Consider the following 17311-nt stretch of genomic DNA (forward strand, 5'->3'; position numbering starts at 1 on the left):
ATGACCGTGACACAGCTATCCGTGGACGGAGCGAGGGGCGAGTTGGGCTCTTCTGGAATATCGCACATGATCCGAATCAATCGTGCCTTGGCCATCGGCGTCTGCCTTCTTCTCATGCTTGCTATTGCGGGGTCATTCCTCGTGCCAGGGTTTGCCTCGGTCCAGAATGCGCGCTCCATCCTGCTGCTTGCCGCGTTTCTGGGATTGGCATCGCTGGGGCAGACTATGGTTGCCCTGCTTGGGGGGCTGGATCTCTCGATCCCCTATGTCATCGGCGCGGCCAACATCCTTTTGCCTGCGATGATCAATGCGGGATTGCCGGCCCCCATCGCCATCACCATGATCCTGCTGCTTGGGCTGATGGCTGGCGCAATCAACGGCGCGCTCAGTTTCCGCCTTCAAGGCCAGGCCCTCATTATGTCGCTTGGAGTCGGCTTCACGATCGTTGGTGCGACACAGATCTACACCGCGCTCGGCTCTGCCACCGGGGGCAATGTTTTTGCACCGATACCTAGCTGGCTGACGAATTTCGCGGCCTTCAACGGCCGTACATTTGGCTTGCCCATACCGCCGGTCGTCGTAATCTGGTTCCTGGTGATCGTCGCCATGACTTTTGTGGTGAAAAGAACATGGTTCGGCCGCAGCCTCTATGCTCTGGGAGGCAGCCGGAATGCCGCAGCCAGGCTCATGATAAACGAATTTAGACTGTGGGTGGCTGTGCACGCGATCAGCGGCATCATGTCAGCAATGACCGGCGTGCTTCTGCTCGGCTTTTCGGGTGGTGGCTATGTAGCTGTGGGCGACCCCTATCTTTTCACAACAGTTGCGGCGGTGGTGATTGGCGGAACGTCATTGCTCGGCGGCGCCGGTGGTTATGGCGCGACCGTGATCGGCGCACTTGTCCTGACAGTCCTAACGTCCTTGCTGGTTGGTGTTGGACTGTCGATCCCAGCGCAGCAGGCGATCGTGGGATTGCTGCTCATCCCGATGGTCGCTCTGTATGCCCGGATGCCGCACATTCGCTCCCAGGTCTGATGGGTGCAAACGATGAATGCTTTGCCAGCTCGATGCGGCCGCACCGCCTTTATCTGTCGGGTGGCGTGGCGTTCTGTTGAGGGCTGCATTAGCTACCGGCAATCCAGCCCGATGTCGAGGATCGGTGCGCTGTGCGTGATCCATCCGACCGAAATCAGGTCGACCCCGGTCGAGGCGATTGCAGGTGCAGTCTGCGCGGTTATCCGGCCAGATGCTTCGGTGATGGCGCGGCCACCCACCACCGCGACTGCGTGAGTCAGTTGCTCAACGGACATGTTGTCCAGCAGCACCGCGTCGACTCCCGCCGCCAGTGCGACATCGAGTTGCTCAAGTGTGTCGACCTCGACTTCGATCTTCACCATGTGACCTGCAGCTGTCCGCGCCCGCTCGATGGCCGTGCGGATATCGCCAGCGATTGCAATATGGTTGTCCTTGATAAGCATGGCGTCGTCGAGACCGAAGCGGTGATTGACCCCGCCGCCCGCGCGGACGGCATATTTTTCCAGAGCGCGCAGGCCGGGCGTCGTCTTTCGCGTACAGACGATTTTGGCCTTGTGCCCGCGCACCCCTTCGACGATCGCCGCGGTTCGCGTGGCGATGCCGCTAAGATGGCAAAGGAAGTTGAGCGCGGTGCGTTCGGCCATGAGGAGCGCGCGGGCAGGTCCGCGCACCGTGGCCAAGACATTTCCGGCCGAGATGGCAGCGCCCTCCGGGTGGACTACGGTGACCTCGGCGCGTGGGTCGATCAGTTCGAAGGCGAGAGCGGCGACATCGAGTCCGGCGATCACGCCGGGCTGTCGTGCAGCGAGCGCCATCGTCGCGGTCGCATCCGCTGGAACGATCGCGTCGGTGGTTAGATCGCCAGCGCGGCCCAGATCCTCGAGCAGGGCGGCGCGCACCAGGGGCTCGACCATCACACGCGGCAGCGGTGTCAGATTCATGGTGAAGCCCTCCTGTCGAGCAGCGCTATAGGATCGGACACCGTGTCGGAAAGGATTGCTGCCGCTTCGAGCGTCTGGTCGAGCGTCAACCGCAGCGATCGTGGCCGTGCATCGCGCTGCGGGAAATCGGTCCGGAAGTGCGAACCCCGGCTTTCTTCCCGGCGAAGGGCTGCGATCATGATCATCAGGGCGACCAGCGCGGGATCTGAGGCGGCATCATGACCGGAGGCAATTGGCGCTAGTATCTCCGCCGCTTCGCGCAGCGTCTGGCCGTCGCGCTCGATGCCGAGAGCGCGCGACGCGATTGGGCGGATGCGCGAAGCATCGGGCCGCGGCGGCACGATCATCGGCTTCAGCCGTTTGTGAGCGCCAGGCGACGCAGCGGCAACGCTCGCCGCTACCCATGTGGCCGATGTCACGGCCTCAATGAGTGAGTTGCTGGCAAGCCGGTTGGCCCCGTGCAGTCCAGTCCGTGCGACCTCGCCACAGGCCCACAACCCGCGAACCGAACTGCGGCCGTCGGCATCCACGGCCACGCCGCCCATGTGATAGTGAGCCGCGGGACGCACCGGGATCGGCTCCTTGGCGGGATCAATGCCGGCCTCCCGGCAGAGCTGTGCAATCGCCGGGAAGCGCGCGGCGAATCTCGGCCCGAGACACTGCCGCGCGTCGAGGAACACGCTATACCCGGCGCGAAGCTCGCGCCACAGGCCCCGTGCCACGACATCGCGCGGCGCGAGTTCCCCGCCCGGTGTATCGGCGAGAAAGCGCCGGCCGCGCTCGTCTACCAGGATCGCGCCTTCTCCACGCACCGCTTCGCTCACCAACGGCATCGGGCGACGGAAGCGATCGAGCGCCGTCGGGTGGAACTGCACGAATTCCAGATCGGCGAGCTCCGCGCCGGCACGCGCGGCAAGCGCCAGGCCCTGCCCGAACGAGCCGAGCGGGTTGGTCGTGTGATCGAACAACCCGCCAATGCCGCCGGTCGCGAGCACCACGCGGTTCGTCGAGAGCGTCATCGCGTCGCCGTTTCCGACGGCAAGCCCGCCGGCGATTTCGCCGTCCTCGACAAACAGGCGTCGCACGTCGACGCCTTCAAGGACGGCGATCGAAGGCGTCCGTCGCACGGCGGCGGCAAGCGCCCGGACCAGTTCACGGCCGGTGGCGTCGCCGCCGGCGTGCACGATCCGCCGGCGCGAATGCGCGGCTTCGAGCCCGAGCAGAAGCCGGCCGTCGGACGCATGATCGAACCCGACGCCCAGCCGCTCGAGACGCCTGATAGCTTCCGGTGCCGCTTCGACTACGCGCCTCGCCGCGAACTCGTCGCAAAGCCCGTCGCCGGCCCCAAGCGTGTCGGCAAGATGCAGGCCCGGGCAGTCATCGCTGCCGAGGCTCGCTGCAATCCCGCCCTGGGCGAGCGTGCTGGAGGTTTCATCTCCCAGTGAGGCCCTGGAGATGAGGACGACCGGTTCCGGCGCGAGATGCAGCGCCGTCATCAGTCCAGCAATGCCGCCGCCGATGATGACGGGGCGGCTGCAGAGGTCGCGCATGGTCATATGGCGAGCATCCGCTCCACCGCCCGGCTCGCCCGCTCGGCGATGTCCGGATCGATGGTTACGATGTGGCGGTTCTCCTCGAGTGCCGTGCGGATGTTGGCGAGCGTGATGCGCTTCATGTGCGGGCAGAGATTGCAGGGGCGCACGAAATCAACGTCAGGATGTTTGACGGCGACGTTGTCGCTCATCGAGCATTCGGTCATCAGCACGACGCGCGCCGGCCTGTGGCGCCCGACATAGTCGGACATCGCCGCCGTCGAGCCGGCGAAATCCGCCTCCGCGACGACCTCCGGCGGGCACTCGGGATGGGCGAGCACCCTGACGCCAGGATATGCTTCGCGCAGCTCGCGTATATCGGCGGGCGTGAAGCGCTCATGGACTTCGCAATGCGCCTTCCAGGCGATGATCTCGACCTTTGTCTGCGCCGCGATGTTTTTAGCTAGATATTCGTCGGGCAGCATGATCACCCGTGGCGCGCCAAGGGATTCCACTATCGCAAAGGCATTGCCCGAGGTGCAGCAGATGTCGGACTCGGCCTTAACGGCAGCGGAGGTGTTGACGTATGTCACGACCGGCACGCCGGGATAGCGTTGCCGCATCAGGCGCACGTCGGAAGCGGTGATAGAGTCGGCTAGCGAGCAGCCGGCGCCGAGATCCGGAATGAGCACGGTCTTGCTGGGATTGAGGAGCTTGGCCGTCTCGGCCATGAAATGCACGCCGGCGAGCACGATGATGTCCGCGTCGACCGCCATTGCCTTGCGAGCAAGCGCTAGGCTGTCGCCGACGATATCGGCAACGCAATGGAAGATCTCCGGCGTCTGGTAGTTGTGCGCCAGGATGACCGCGTTGCGTTTTCGCTTCAACGCGAGAATGGCTTCGATGTCATCGGTGAAGGCCGGCCATTCGATCGGCGGGATCACCCGGCGCACACGATCGTAGAGGGAGGCGGTGGTCGAAAGCGAAACCGGCACTGGTCCTCCAAATTATTCTCAATATGAGTATAATTACGATATATACTCACAATGAGAATAAGGGTGTCAAGCCCGCGATAGAGGCAATTTCGTCCCTGCGACAACCCGCTCGTCCAGGACGGCGCGGCGGAAGCGGAAGAGTTTCGCTGGTCGTCCGACCGTGTCGGCGGTTGCCTCTCCCGTCTCTTCGATTAGTTCCTGCTGCTCGATGAGGCGCCGGAAGTTCGGCTTGTGTAAGAGCCTTCCTGAGAGCGCTTCCACGGTGCGTTGCAGTTGCAGGAAGGTGAATGAGGGCGGCAGCAGCTCGAACACGACGGGCCGGTATTTGATCTTTGAGCGCAACCGTGCGATCCCTGTCGCCAGAATGCGACGGTGGTCGGCTGTCATCGATACGCCAGGGATAGGCGGAGATGCGGCAGGCTGCGGCCCGCGCACCGCTTCTTCGATCAGGGCCGCCTCGTAGAGTAGCTCATAGCGCTGCAGGACCAGCTCTTCATTCCAGTCGCGGCCGTCGAAGCCAAAAGCGATTGCGGCGCGCTGCCGGCGCTCGCGCTTCATCTGGTCTTGGCCGGCGCCGTCCGCCCAAGCCAGCAGGCGCGGCTGCAGAACCTCCGTAATGATCGGCGGGATGCCAGCGCGGTGATCCTCCCATGGGAAATAATCGTACCAACGCCGCCACGCGCGCTTGGCGGGGCCGACAGTTTGCTCGACGCGCGTCAGGGCGAGATAGCTGATCGAGATCACGCGCTGCTGACGTCGCTCGCCGATCCGGTCGCTGTCAGCAAAAGTGTAGAGCTGCTCGATATAGCCGAGCTGGTGGCCGGTCTGCTGTTCTACCCACGCTCGCAGGCCGGACTGCAAGGACCGATGGCCAAGCTCGAAGGGACCGGAGGGCAGGCCACTGTCTGGCCCGACGGTCAGGACACTCGGCCCCTGATCGGTGACCGCCACGACCACTGCGATCAGATCCACGCTGGCGTCCTGGACGTTGCGTGAAGCTCGCCCTCTGTTCGTTGCTGCTGCTTGGTCCTGCATGATTCACGAGCGCGTCGATCAGAGACGATTTTGGAAGCTGAATCGGATCGCTGCGAAGGTGGACTGCGACCGCTCACCCGTCAACGGCGCTGGGAACTTGCTGGAACAAATGATTGGCGGAGAGATAATTGAAAACATAGATTTTTTCTTATCGATTGTTATCCAGTTTGTTACGCAGTCAGGGATGAGCGCTTTGCGCCTCAAATAGGATGTTAGGCAAAGTTCCCGACAGCCTGAAAGCGGACGTTGTGAGTCCAGGGCTAGCAGACTTGGCTGAAGTTCATCCCTTCCCGCAGCCCCATCCTGCGAACATTCCCAACCCAAATCTGTGAGGGCTGATCGGCCCCCGTTGCGTACCATCGTTTTCTTGCTATGATAAAAAGCGTCATAGATGGGAAAGATATGAAAAAAAACTTCACAACAGACCAGGCGACCACCAAGGATGTCGTCGATATCGCCAGCCTACTAAGCTGGGCCTTCGGTTTCAGGAAGGCACGTTCGCACGAATACATCTCCAACATCGGGCTCGAAACGCTGCGACTCATTCGCGGCGAGGACGGCCGCCCGGTAGTGTGCGCGGGTCTGCTGCAGACGGCGCATATCTTTCACGGCAAGCCCGTGCAGGCGGCCAACATCGTGCATGTGGCGATCGCGCCGGAACGGCGTGGACAGGGACTAGCCGTGCCTTTTGTAGATGCTCTTTGCGACGAGGCGAAGAGCAACGGCGCCGCGATTGCCACGCTGTTTGCCTCGACTCGGCCGGTCTATCGCAAGGCGGGCTTCGAGCTCGCTGGCCACGAGATCGTCTACGAGGCCGATACCGCGGCGTTGCCCTCCGCCAGCCGGCTTGGCTTCGAGCGCGTCGAACTCGACGATCAGCGGCTGGCCGGCGCCTATGCCGAAAAGACGTTGCGCGAATCCGGGCTGCTCGTGCGCGGCACGGCGCACTGGAACGAGTTGCGCCGCGCGCCGACCGATGCGCTCGCCGCCTATTTGGCCGAGGGCGAGGCCGCCTATCTGATCCTCGACATGGGCAACGAGAAGCGTCTTGAGGTCCGGGACTGGTTTGCCGCTTCGCCCGAGGCGGCGCTTGGCCTGCTCTCCTTCCTCGCCCGCTTCCGCTCGGTCTATCCGGCCGTGCGCTGGCACGGCGCTCCGCAGGACGATCTGGTGGCGGCCATGCCGGACAAGGACTGGCGGCTTGCGCATCAGGAGGAGTGGCTGCTGCGCGTGCTCGACCCTGCAGCCGCGCTCCGCCAGCGCGGCTACCATGTCGACGCGGCCCGGCTCGCGTTGCGCATTGGCGAGGCGCCACCGCTGGAGATCGACATCCGCGCCGGCAAGGCGGAGGTAGGCGAGGCGGCCGGCGCGTTGGGCGGCGCGGTGTCACTGCAACCGACCGCCTTCGCCCAGCTCTTCACGGGCTTTCGCAGCGCCTCGAAACTGGCGCAGTATGGCCTCGTTTCCGGCGACTCGGCTGACATACGCCGCTGTGACCAGCTCTTTGCCGGATCGCCGCCCTGGGTGGCGGAACATTTCTGAACATGATCCCGAAAAGGTGGGAACCGGTTTTGGACAGAATCATGCTCACACCAGGAATCTTTTGAGGGATCTTGCATGACACACGCGCTGATAGCCTCGCTGAGAGCGGCGGCAGGCGACATGACGCCGGCGCTGGCGCGCGTCGCCGAGACGGTGCTGGCGCAACCCGACGCCACGCTTCGCCAGAGCATCACCGAGCTTGCCGAAACGTCCGGATCGTCTGAGGCGAGCGTCATGCGCTTTTGCCGCGACCAAGGCTTTTCCGGCTTCCAGGATTTCAAGCTGGCGCTGGCCAAGGAATTGGCGACCGACGAACGGGCGCGCGATAACGGCTCTCCTTCCGACGACATCCAGCGGCTGGTCGAAACCGCGATCACCTCGCTGCGTGAGACCGAGCAGCTGATCGTTCGCGAAGACGTCGCCGTCGCGTCGCGAAAACTCCTCGACGCTTCCGTGGTCGAGTGTTTCGGCATCGCCGCCTCCGCCGTCACGGCGCAGTATCTCGCCTACAAGATGACCCGCATCGGCAAGTTCAGCCGCGCGCTGGGCGATGCGCATCTGGCGGTTATGGCGGCGGGAACCGCGCAGCCGGGGACGGTGCAGGTGGTGATCTCGAGCTCCGGCTCGACCATCGACGCCGTGCGTGTCGCCGAGCTCGCCCGCTCCAAGGGCGCTTTCGTCATCGGTATCTCCAACCGTTCGAAGAGCCCGCTGATCGCCGTTTGCGACCTGGCTTTGATTGCCTCCTGGCCGGAGACGCCGCTCACTGGCGGAGCCTTCCCGTCGAAGATCAGCCAACTGCTCATCGTCGATGCGCTGGTCGCCGAGATGACCAGGCAGGATCCGAAGCGACTGGTCGAGCTCAGCCGCACGGCGGAGGTCGTGAGTGACCGCAGCTTCTGATTTGCCGGTGCTCGCCATCGATATCGGCGGCACCAAGATCGCGACAGCCGAAGTGCGTGGCGGCAGGATCGCCAACCGCCGCCAGGCGCCGACGCCACGCACCGGCAGGGGTGACGACCTGATCGCGGCCATCGCTGGGCTTGCGCCGAAAAGCGGTTTTGGCGCGGTGGCCGTCGCCACCACTGGCATCGTGCGCGACGGCGCGTTGACGGCGCTGAACCCCGAAACCCTGCCGATCGAGGACGGTTATCCGATTGCCTCGGCGATCGAGCGCGCTTTCGGCATGCCGCCGCTCGTCGTCAATGACGCGCAGGCAGCCGCCTGGGCCGAATTCACGATCGGTGCCGGCAAGGGTCATCGGAACTTCGCCTTCTTCACCGTCTCCACCGGCATCGGCTGCGGGCTGGTGATAGATGGCCGGCTGGAAAGCGGCGCGACCGGGCTCGCCGGCCATGTCGGGCACACGCGCTCCGAGCCCGGCGGCATCCTGTGCGGCTGCGGCCGGCGCGGCTGCCTGGAGACGGTCGCCTCGGGTACGGCGCTGGCGCGGCTGGGCAGCGCGCGCCTTGGCCGCAAGGTAACGGCGCCGGAGCTGTTTGCGGCGGCGGAACAAGGCAACGGCAATGCCGCGGAAATCATCGCCGGCGCGGTCGCAGCACTGGTCAACGCCTTTGCTGACCTGGCGGCCTCGGTCGATGTCGACTGCTTTGCCGTCGGCGGCGGAGTCGGCCTCGCTGGCGGCTTCATCGAGGCACTGCACGCGCGCTCGCTCGACCTGCCGCGCGTCTACCGGCGTCCCATCCTCGCCGCGCGTGCGGGCGCCGATGCCGGCCTGCTTGGCACAGCGATGCTGGCGAGTTCGAAAATGCCTGACAGAAATTTTCATCAAAAATAATTTGTTGACAAAAACTTTCATCCGCGCTTGGTTAGCAGGGTAATGCTCTTCCAGGAGATGCCCCGGTGCAGGCCAAGCAGGGCGATTTGCTCGCCATACTCGATGGGACGCTGGTCGTGTCGTGCCAGGCCGAATCCGGCCTGCCGCTCGACGCTCCCGGCCACATCGCCGCGATGGCGCGCTCCGTCGTGTTGGGTGGCGCCACCGGCGTCCGCATCGAGGGGGTGGCCAACGTCGCCGCCGTCCGCGCGGCGGTCGACGTGCCGCTCATCGGCCTGATCAAGTCCAGGCGCGACGACACCGAGGTCTACATCACACCGACGCTCGACGACGTCGCCGCCGTCGTCGAGGCCGGCGCCGATATCGTCGCGATCGACGCCACCGCCCGGCCGCGCCCAGCCGAGCTGAAGGCGATGTTCGCCAGCATCGCGGCGAGGGGGCGGCTCTCCATGGGCGACGTCGCCACGCTCGATGAAGGCCGGCGCGCGCTCGATGCCGGCGCTGACCTCATCAGCACCACCATGGCCGGCTACACAAACTATTCCAGCGACCAGCGCGGCCCCGCCTTCGCCCTGATGGAGGAACTCGCCCGTGCCGGCCTGCCTTTCGTTGCCGAGGGGCGCATATGGTCGCCGCACGAGGCCGTCCATTGCTTCGAGCTCGGCGCCCGCTTCATCGTCGTCGGCGGCGCCATCACCCGGCCCGACGCCATCACCCGCCGCTTCGCCGACGAGGTCGCCGCTTCGAGTGCCCGTCCGCAACTGAGAAGGAACCCGACATGATCAAGCGCCGTCGCGTCGCCGTCATTGGTGCAGGCTTCATGGGCTCCATGCATGCCGGCATCTTCGCCAACATGGTGGGCTCCGAGCTCGCGGCCATCGTCGATCCCAACCGCGCGCTGGCCGAGGCCGTGGCGGCCAAGGCGCCGGGCTGCAAGGTCTATGACAGCCATCAGGCGTTGCTCGGCTCGGAACGCGATCTCGATCTAGTCTCGATCTGCACGCCGGACAATCTGCATCTGGCGCCGGCCGTTGCAGTGGCCGAAGCCGGCATCAACGTCTTCGTCGAGAAGCCGATCTCCTCCAAGGTCGACGACGCCCAGGCCATCATCGCGGCTTGCGAGGCGGCGGGCGTAAAGCTCGGCGTCGGCTACCTGCTGCGCTTCGATCCGCGCTACGCCGCCGCCAAGGAGCTGATGACATCGGGCAAGATTGGTGAGCCGATCCACATCTATGCCCGCCGCAACAGCGCCCGCACCGAGGGCCCGAAGCGCTATGGCGGCAAGCTGCCGCTGGCGCTGCATGTCACCGTCCACGACGTCGACATGGTGCTGTGGATGCTCAAGGGCCAGCAGCCGGTGTCGGTCTATGCGCAGCAGACCGACAAGCTGCTGGGTAGCTCCGGCACGCAGGACAGCATCGCGGCCATCGTGCGCTTTTCCGGCGGCACGGTCGTCAATTTCGAGAGCGCCTGGTCGCTGCCCTCCGGCGCGCGCCACATGATCGACGCGCGCATGGAACTTATCGGCACCGACGGATCCTTCGAGGTCCAGTGCGGCGACAGCGGGCTCTATTTCGCCAGCAACGAGACGTCGCGCGAGATCGATACCCAGCACTGGCCCCAGCTCAACGGCCGTATCGACGGCGACCTCGCGCGCCAGCTCGGCGGCCTCATCGACTGGCTGGACGGCGCGGCGATGCCGATCGCCACCGGCCGGGAAGCCCTTCGTTCGCTCGAACTCACCCTAGCCATGATGCAGTCGGCACAGAGCGGCGAAATCGTGCGCCTCGGTTGAGCTCAATCAAACGGACGGTGCTGTTGCAACGAGGCCAGATGGCCCAAGAATGGGAGACGAAAACATGCTGAACAGACGCAATCTACTGATGCTTGGCGCGGCCGCCGCCGCGCTGTCGCTGGCCGCGCCGGCCTCGGCCGAAGACAAGCCGTTCAACGGCGTGCAGATATCGGTGCTGCTCGAGGGCCATCCGACCACCGACGCCATCCAGAAGATGGTGCCCGAATTCAAGGAGAAGACCGGCATCGACGTGGCGATCGAGGTCGTGCCCGAGGCCGACATCACCGCGAAGGAGCTGCTCGAGTTCTCGTCCAAGTCCGGCCGCTACGATGTCGTCCAGAACAACATCATCTACCTGCCGGGCTTCGTGAAGTCGGGCTACATCGTGCCGCTCGACGATTTCCTGGCCAAGCACAAGGAGAATTTCGACAAGGCCGATTTCGTGCCTGGCTATTTCAACACCAACGTCCTCGACGGCAAGGTCTACGGCCTGCCAGTCTATGGCGAGAGCACCTTCGTCATGTACCGCAAGGACCTGTTCGAACAGTACGGGCTGGCGGCGCCGAAGTCCTTCGAGGACATCGAGAACGCGGCGAAAACCATCTCGGCAAAGACCAACAAGCAGATCGCCGGCATCACCATGCGCGGCCAGCAGGGCATCCAGAGCGTCTATGTCTGGGCGGCCTATCTGTGGGGCTTCGGCGGCTCCTTCTTCGACGCCAGCGGCAAGTCGGCGCTGGCGACACCTGAAGGCATCGCCGCGCTCGACGCCTTCACCAAGGTGCTGAAGGACTACGGTCCGGTCGGCGTCGCCAATTTCGGCTGGGAAGAGAACCGGCTGCTCTTCCAGCAGGGCAAGGCGGCAATCACGCTCGATGCGACCGTCAACGGCGCCTACAACGAAGATCCGGCCGTCTCGACGGTGGTCGGCAAGGTCGGTTATGTGCCGGTGCCGATGAAGTCGGCTTCGCCCAAGGGCGGCTCGTCCTCGCTCGCCGTGCATTCCATGTATGTCTCGGCCGAGTCGAAGAACCAGGAAGCGGCGGCCCTCTTCGCCGCCTGGGCAACCGCCAAGGAGCAGCAGCTGAAATCGATCGAGACCGATCCCAACTCCGGCGTGACCTCGCTCTCGGCGCTCAACAGCGATAGTTTCGGCAAACGCTACGGCGCCTTCAAGGAAGGCATGATCGCGGCCATCAACGCCGGCAACCCGCAATATCTGCCGACGGTCGAGCAGGCGAACGAGATCATCAACAACACTGGCATCGCCGTCTCTAAGGCGCTCGCCGGAACCGCAAGCGCGGCCGACGCCCTGAAGGAAGCTGACGAAGCCAACAACGCCGCGCTCGCCCGCTAGGTCGAGAGGCGTGCCCTGCCGCGTGCGCTCCCTGTGCGCGGCAGGGTGAATTTCCCTGCATTCATGGATTGATGATGAGACCCGTGGCCGCAGCGTCCGATCCTACAAGGCATTTCTTCCAGCCGATCATCGTCTGCCTGACGGTAGCGTCGGTGGCGCTGACGCTGTTTGTCATCTGGATTTCCCTGCACGACCTCTCGCTGATGCGGGCAGGGCGCGAGAAGTTCGTTGGGCTCGACAACTATATCCGCTTCCTCGGCGATCCGCGCGCCATGGCCGCGCTCTGGCGCACGGTGCTCTTCACCGTGCTGGCGACCGCGATCGAGATCGCGCTCGGCCTTGCCGTCGTGCTCTTCCTCGACCGCGACTTCGCCATGAAGCGGCTGGTGCGGACGTTGCTTCTGGTGCCGATCATCATGACGCCTGTGGTCGTCGGCCTCACCTGGCGCTTCCTCTTCGACCCGGCCACCGGCATGGCGAACTATCTTTTGTCGCTGGTGGGCATCGCCCAGGTCGACTGGCTTGGCAGCCCGCGGATCGCGCTGTTTTCGGTACTGGTCGCCGACATCTGGCAGTGGACGCCCTTCGTCATCCTGCTTGTGATGGCCGCGCTTGAATCGGCACCCACCGATCCGCTCAACGCCGCCCGCGTCGACGGCGCACGCGAATGGCAGGTCACCTGGTACGTGCTCCTTCCCATGCTGCGCCGGGCGCTTGCCATCGTCGCGCTGATCAGGGCGATCGACAGCATCAAGGCCTTCGACCTCTTCTACATCATGACGCGCGGCGGGCCGGCGTTGTCGACCGAGACGCTGAACTATTACGGCTATATCGTCGCCTTCACCAATTTCGACATCTCCTACGCCTTGGCTATCGCGATCATCCTGACCGTGTTCACCAATGTCGCGCTGCTCACCATGTACAGCGTGCTCTTCCCGAAGACGGGGGACCGCTGATGGCCAGGCGCGCGCTGTTCTATGTCGGTCTGGCCCTGCTTCTGCTTGCGGTGCTGTTCCCGCTCTATTGGGTCGTCGTCACCTCCTTCAAGACGACGCGCGACGCCTTCGCCATTCCGCCCGTCTGGCTGTTCAGCCCGACGCTCGACAACTATCGGACGGTGTTCGCCAATCGCGGCTTCCTTAGCGCCTTCGCCAATTCCTTCATCGTCTCGATCCTCTCCAGCGCGCTCGCCGTCACCGTCGGCTCGGCCGCCGCTTATGGTCTGGCCCAGCAGCCGGCGGAGCTGCGCCGCGCTCGGGAGAAATTCATCCTCAGCCTGCGCATCGCGCCGGCGCTGCTCTTCGTCATCCCCATGTATTACCTGGCGACCCGCATCGGCGCGCTGAATAAGCACTGGCTGCTGATCGCCGCCTATGCCTTCGTCAACGTACCCTTCGCCATCTCGCTGCTCATCACCTTCTTCGATGACATCCCGAAGGAGTTGCGCGATGCCGCGCGTGTCGACGGGGCGCGCGAGTTTTCGATCTTCTGGCACGTCTATTTGCCGGCCGCTCGCGGCGGCATCATAGCCACGCTCATCCTGTGCGTGCTGTTCACCTGGAACGAGTTCTTCGTGGCGCTTGTGCTCACCGGCCGAGACACTCAGACGCTGCCGGTCTCGATCACCTCGTTCCTGACATTCCAGGGCATCCAGTGGGGCGCGCTGACCGCCGCCGCCACCCTCATCATGCTGCCGATGATCGTGCTCGGCGTATTGGTGCAGGGACAGGTGGTGCGCGGCATGACGCTTGGCAGCGTGAAGGGCTGAACAACCGATGGCGAAACTCTCGATACGGTCGGTCTCGAAATCCTACGGCGCGGTCCCTGTGCTGGACGACGTTTCGGTCGAGGTCGAGGAGGGCTCCTTCGTCGTGCTGCTCGGCCCGTCCGGGTGCGGGAAGTCGACGCTGCTCCATGCCGTGGCCGGGCTTAATCCAATCGACTCCGGCAGCATCGTCATCGGCGACCGCAACGTCACCAACCTGCCCGCGCGGGAACGCGATGTCGCGATGGTCTTTCAGTCCTATGCCCTCTACCCAACCATGACGGTGGCGCAGAACATCGCCTTTCCGCTGAAGATGCGCGGGCTCGACCGTAAGACATACGACGAGAAGGTCACCGGCGTGGCGCGCCTGCTGCAGATCGAGCCACTGCTGGCCCGGCTGCCGCGTGAGCTTTCCGGTGGCCAGCGCCAGCGCGTCGCCATCGGCCGAGCCCTGGTGCGCGATCCGCGCCTGTTCCTGTTCGACGAGCCGCTCTCAAACCTCGACGCCGCCTTGCGCACCGAGCTTCGCGCCGAGATCAAGCGCCTGCACCAGTCGATCCGCCGCACCATGGTCTACGTCACGCATGACCAGACCGAGGCGTTGACGCTAGCCGACAAGATCGTCGTACTGAAGGCAGGCAAGATCGAACAGACCGGCACGCCACTGTCGCTGTACGACGACCCGGACAACGCTTTCGTCGCCGGCTTCATCGGCACGCCGCGCATGAACTTCCTCAAGGCGACCGTCGTGGACGATGGCAAGGCGCTGACAGCAGGCGAGGCGAGGGTGGACATCTCGCATCTCAAGACGAGGCTGGAGAACGGCCAGACGGTGACGCTGGGCATAAGGCCGGAGCATCTCGACGAGAAGGACGGCGTCGCGCTCTCGCTTGCCGTGGACGTCACCGAGCGCCTGGGTTCGACCTCGTACGTGCACGGCGCCCTGGCGAGCGGCCAGAGCGTCGTTGCCGAACGGCGCGAGGACCAGCCGGGCTTCGGCGAGACGATCACGCTGCGCTTCCAGCCCAGCCGTGCGCGTATTTTCGATGCCGAGGGTAATCGCATTCGCTAGCAGATCTTCCTGGATAGCACTGCTGATCGGGGTGTTGCGTCCAGAGTGATCACGGCTTGAGTGGCGCGAGCTCGAATTTCCGTCAGTTTATTACACAGCCTACGGGTATCAGCCCTTCGTGACTTAGAGCGAGAGGAGCCGTTGGTTCAGGAGATTGAATAACTTCACGTCGTCTGCGCCTGTGACCACCAAGCAGTTCGCGGGAGCGTTCTCCCGGTGCCGCTCTGAAACCGCGGCGACCGTGCGGCCGCGATTGAGCGGGGACACGCAATCGATGTCGACCTTGGCGCGAACTCCATCGAAGATTGAGGGGTCAAGGAGAAAGGCAGTGACGCATGGGTCGTGGAGCGCCGGGTCCTTGCCACCGTAGTTGACCATCATCGAAGCCGCCTGGCGCGCAATGGCGGATCCTCCGTTCTGAAGAACGGCGACCCGATCGGACGTGACAATGACCTTGTTGGTGACGTCGAGGCCGAACATCACCAGAGGCGCGCCCGAGTTGAGAACGATCTGCCCGGCGTGCGGATCGAACCAGATGTTGAACTCGGCCGCGGGCGTGGTGTTCCCAGGGCAGAAAGCCGCACCGCCCATGAACACGATCTGCTTGAACTTCGCGGCGATCGTCGGCTCCTTGACCAAGGCCAGAGCAACGTTCGTCAGTGGTCCGATCGCGCACAATGTGACCTCGCCGGGGTGCCTCAAGACCGTCTCGACGATGAAGTCGACGGCGTGTTGAGCGTGCTCCTTGCGCGACGACTCTAGGACGCCGACATCACCGAGGCCGTCATCTCCGTGCACCGAGACCGGGCGAGGGGGCGTGGGAAACATTGCATGTCGGCATCCGGCAAAGACCTTTGCAGCCAGCGTCCTAGTTGAGGATAACGGCCTTGAAGTCATCGCCCGATATATCGATCAGTATGCAGGGCTTTGAGAGTTAAGAAAGCTTCCTGAGCAGGAAATCGAAGAACCGATCCTCGTCGGCGCGAGCGACATTGATCCTGATGCCGGCCGCCATCGGGTTCTGCTTGTCCAGGCAAAAGACGCTGCCCGGGGCGATGAAGATGCCTTCCTGAGCCCCCAGCCTTGCCAGCTCGATATCGCTGATACCCGGAGGCAGCATCAGATAGAGGTAATAGCCTCCGCCATTCCCCGCGAAGATCGAATGCCCGGATCGGGCGAGGGCGCCATGGACCCGATTGGCGGCGGCCTCGATCCGCTGGCCGAGGCGCTTCAGATGCCGATCGTAATGCCCTTCCGATGTCACCCGGTGCAGCAGCCGCTCGACATGGCCTGAACTGTTGACGGTCGTCAGCATTTTGAGCTCGGCAAGCGCCGCGATCTTGTCGGGATGGCCGGCAATGTGGCCCGAACGCAGGCTGGCCGACAGTGTTTTCGAAAACGTGCCGATCGAGATCACCTGGTTGAGCTGATCCAGCGTGGCGAGCCTGTTGGGTGGCGTCGGCGACAGATCGGCGAACGGATCGTCCTCGACGATCGTAATATTATGCCTGGCCGATATGGTAAGTATCGAGTGTGCGACCGACAGGCTGATGCTGCCGCCGGTCGGGTTGTGTCCGATCGACTGCGTGATGAACAGTTTCGGCCGCTGCGTGGCGGCCTTGCTCGCAAAGTCTTCGGCATCTGGTCCATCGGGGAGCCGCCTGATGCCGACGACGCGGACCTGGGCGAGCTTGAGCTTTGCGAACAGCGGATAATAGCCGGGCTCGTCGACCAGCACGACGTCGCCTGGCGTCAGGAAGGCCCGGATCACCAGGTCGAGCGCATGGTTGGCGCCGAAGGTGAGGATGATGTTCTTCTCGGAAGCGTGGATATGCTGTTTTTCCAACCTTCTGGCGATCTGCTGCCGCAGCGGCGGGAAGCCCCATGCCGAGCCATAGCCGTCCGTGCTCGATGACGGCCCTTTGCCCAGAAGCCCCAGATGTCGCCGGATTTCTGACTCTTCGGTCCACGAGGCGGGCGGGCGGCCGTCGCCAACCCTGATCTCAAAGCTCTCCTCCAACTGCGCGTTGAGCAGCGACACGATATCGACCGCTTCGGACAGGTGCTTGGGCCGGCCGGCCGCCGGCTGCGCGGACTTGGCGACCACGAACCCGGATCGGGGCTTGGAGACGATGTATCCCGCGGCCGCCAGCCGTTCGTACGCCTCGACGATAGTGTTCTTCGAGACGGCGTATTCACGCGTCGCGTTGCGGATCGAGAGCAGCTTGCTGCCGGGAACGCGGTCGCCCGACACGATCTGTTCGATCAGCCGCGCCGCCACATTCTCCGCCAGGGTGACGCCCTGCCTGCCGCCTGAAGCAGCCATCTGCAAGCCCTTCTTTGAGGGTACAGATTGAGACAATTTCTCATATCTGTACCTTTAGTAGATGGTAGCAATGATCCATCCTGCTGCAAGAAGAAAATGACACATTGCGTGGGAGGCG

At 64.1% G+C, this 17311-nt stretch carries 16 protein-coding genes; 10 read left to right on the plus strand and 6 right to left on the minus strand.

The genetic code is table 11. The annotated features are described in order from the left end of the window. The first annotated feature begins 66 nt into the window (after nucleotides 1-66). Entirely contained in the window at nucleotides 67-1035 is a 969-nt protein-coding gene (locus QAZ22_RS14005; protein ID WP_278207350.1) for an ABC transporter permease, read from the plus strand. A 92-nt stretch (nucleotides 1036-1127) separates the two neighbouring features. On the opposite strand, the gene nadC is transcribed toward QAZ22_RS14005, so the two are convergent. From nadC to QAZ22_RS14025, 4 genes are all read right to left on the minus strand, one after another. After that, nucleotides 1128-1976, minus strand: coding sequence for a carboxylating nicotinate-nucleotide diphosphorylase (gene nadC / locus QAZ22_RS14010; RefSeq protein ID WP_278207351.1), 849 nt, complete (start codon nucleotides 1974-1976; stop codon nucleotides 1128-1130). Then, a complete protein-coding gene (locus QAZ22_RS14015) occupies nucleotides 1973-3532 on the minus strand; it encodes an L-aspartate oxidase (RefSeq protein WP_278207352.1) in 1560 nt (519 codons plus the stop codon). Before QAZ22_RS14015 ends, nadC begins: the two co-directional genes overlap by 4 nt. Then, nucleotides 3529-4503 (minus strand): quinolinate synthase NadA, encoded by a 975-nt coding sequence (nadA, locus tag QAZ22_RS14020; protein WP_278207353.1) that lies wholly within the window; start codon nucleotides 4501-4503, stop codon nucleotides 3529-3531. Before nadA ends, QAZ22_RS14015 begins: the two co-directional genes overlap by 4 nt. A 66-nt stretch (nucleotides 4504-4569) precedes the next feature. Further along, nucleotides 4570-5538: a hypothetical protein gene (locus tag QAZ22_RS14025; protein WP_278207354.1), complete on the minus strand. Its 969-nt coding sequence runs from the start codon at nucleotides 5536-5538 to the stop codon at nucleotides 4570-4572. 402 nt (nucleotides 5539-5940) lie between these two features. Between QAZ22_RS14025 and QAZ22_RS14030 the strand changes: the two genes are divergently transcribed. The 9 genes from QAZ22_RS14030 to QAZ22_RS14070 all read left to right on the plus strand — a co-directional run bounded on the left by QAZ22_RS14030 (nucleotide 5941) and on the right by QAZ22_RS14070 (nucleotide 14867). Further along, on the plus strand, nucleotides 5941-7080 hold the full coding sequence (locus QAZ22_RS14030) for a GNAT family N-acetyltransferase (RefSeq protein ID WP_278207355.1): 1140 nt from the start codon (nucleotides 5941-5943) through the stop codon (nucleotides 7078-7080). A 75-nt stretch (nucleotides 7081-7155) separates the two neighbouring features. Next, nucleotides 7156-7983 carry a MurR/RpiR family transcriptional regulator gene (locus QAZ22_RS14035; protein ID WP_041006570.1) on the plus strand — a complete coding sequence of 276 codons (828 nt, stop codon included), beginning with the start codon at nucleotides 7156-7158 and terminating at the stop codon, nucleotides 7981-7983. Then, nucleotides 7967-8878: an N-acetylmannosamine kinase gene (locus tag QAZ22_RS14040; protein ID WP_278207356.1), complete on the plus strand. Its 912-nt coding sequence runs from the start codon at nucleotides 7967-7969 to the stop codon at nucleotides 8876-8878. Before QAZ22_RS14035 ends, QAZ22_RS14040 begins: the two co-directional genes overlap by 17 nt. Before the next feature lie 65 nt (nucleotides 8879-8943). After that, complete coding sequence (locus tag QAZ22_RS14045) at nucleotides 8944-9660, plus strand: N-acetylmannosamine-6-phosphate 2-epimerase (RefSeq protein WP_278207357.1); 717 nt, start codon at nucleotides 8944-8946, stop codon at nucleotides 9658-9660. Then, a complete protein-coding gene (locus QAZ22_RS14050; RefSeq protein ID WP_278207358.1) occupies nucleotides 9657-10673 on the plus strand; it encodes a Gfo/Idh/MocA family oxidoreductase in 1017 nt (338 codons plus the stop codon). The genes QAZ22_RS14045 and QAZ22_RS14050 overlap by 4 nt, the downstream gene beginning before the upstream one ends. Before the next feature lie 64 nt (nucleotides 10674-10737). Then, nucleotides 10738-12030, plus strand: coding sequence for a sugar ABC transporter substrate-binding protein (locus tag QAZ22_RS14055; RefSeq protein ID WP_278207359.1), 1293 nt, complete (start codon nucleotides 10738-10740; stop codon nucleotides 12028-12030). Nucleotides 12031-12104: 74 nt separating this feature from the next. After that, nucleotides 12105-12986 (plus strand): sugar ABC transporter permease, encoded by an 882-nt coding sequence (locus QAZ22_RS14060; protein ID WP_278207841.1) that lies wholly within the window; start codon nucleotides 12105-12107, stop codon nucleotides 12984-12986. Beyond that, entirely contained in the window at nucleotides 12986-13798 is an 813-nt protein-coding gene (locus QAZ22_RS14065) for a carbohydrate ABC transporter permease (protein WP_278207360.1), read from the plus strand. The genes QAZ22_RS14060 and QAZ22_RS14065 overlap by 1 nt, the downstream gene beginning before the upstream one ends. Nucleotides 13799-13805: 7 nt before the next feature. Then, nucleotides 13806-14867: an ABC transporter ATP-binding protein gene (locus QAZ22_RS14070; RefSeq protein WP_278207361.1), complete on the plus strand. Its 1062-nt coding sequence runs from the start codon at nucleotides 13806-13808 to the stop codon at nucleotides 14865-14867. Between the two features lie 123 nt (nucleotides 14868-14990). On the opposite strand, the gene QAZ22_RS14075 is transcribed toward QAZ22_RS14070, so the two are convergent. Together QAZ22_RS14075 and QAZ22_RS14080 are read right to left on the minus strand one after the other, a co-directional pair. After that, nucleotides 14991-15695, minus strand: coding sequence for a nucleoside hydrolase (locus QAZ22_RS14075; protein ID WP_278207362.1), 705 nt, complete (start codon nucleotides 15693-15695; stop codon nucleotides 14991-14993). A 106-nt stretch (nucleotides 15696-15801) separates the two neighbouring features. After that, a complete protein-coding gene (locus tag QAZ22_RS14080; protein WP_278207363.1) occupies nucleotides 15802-17193 on the minus strand; it encodes a PLP-dependent aminotransferase family protein in 1392 nt (463 codons plus the stop codon). Between the last annotated feature and the right edge of the window lie 118 nt (nucleotides 17194-17311).

The sequence above is a fragment of the Mesorhizobium sp. WSM4906 genome (assembly GCF_029674625.1).
In the GTDB taxonomy this organism is placed as follows: Bacteria; Pseudomonadota; Alphaproteobacteria; order Rhizobiales; family Rhizobiaceae; genus Mesorhizobium.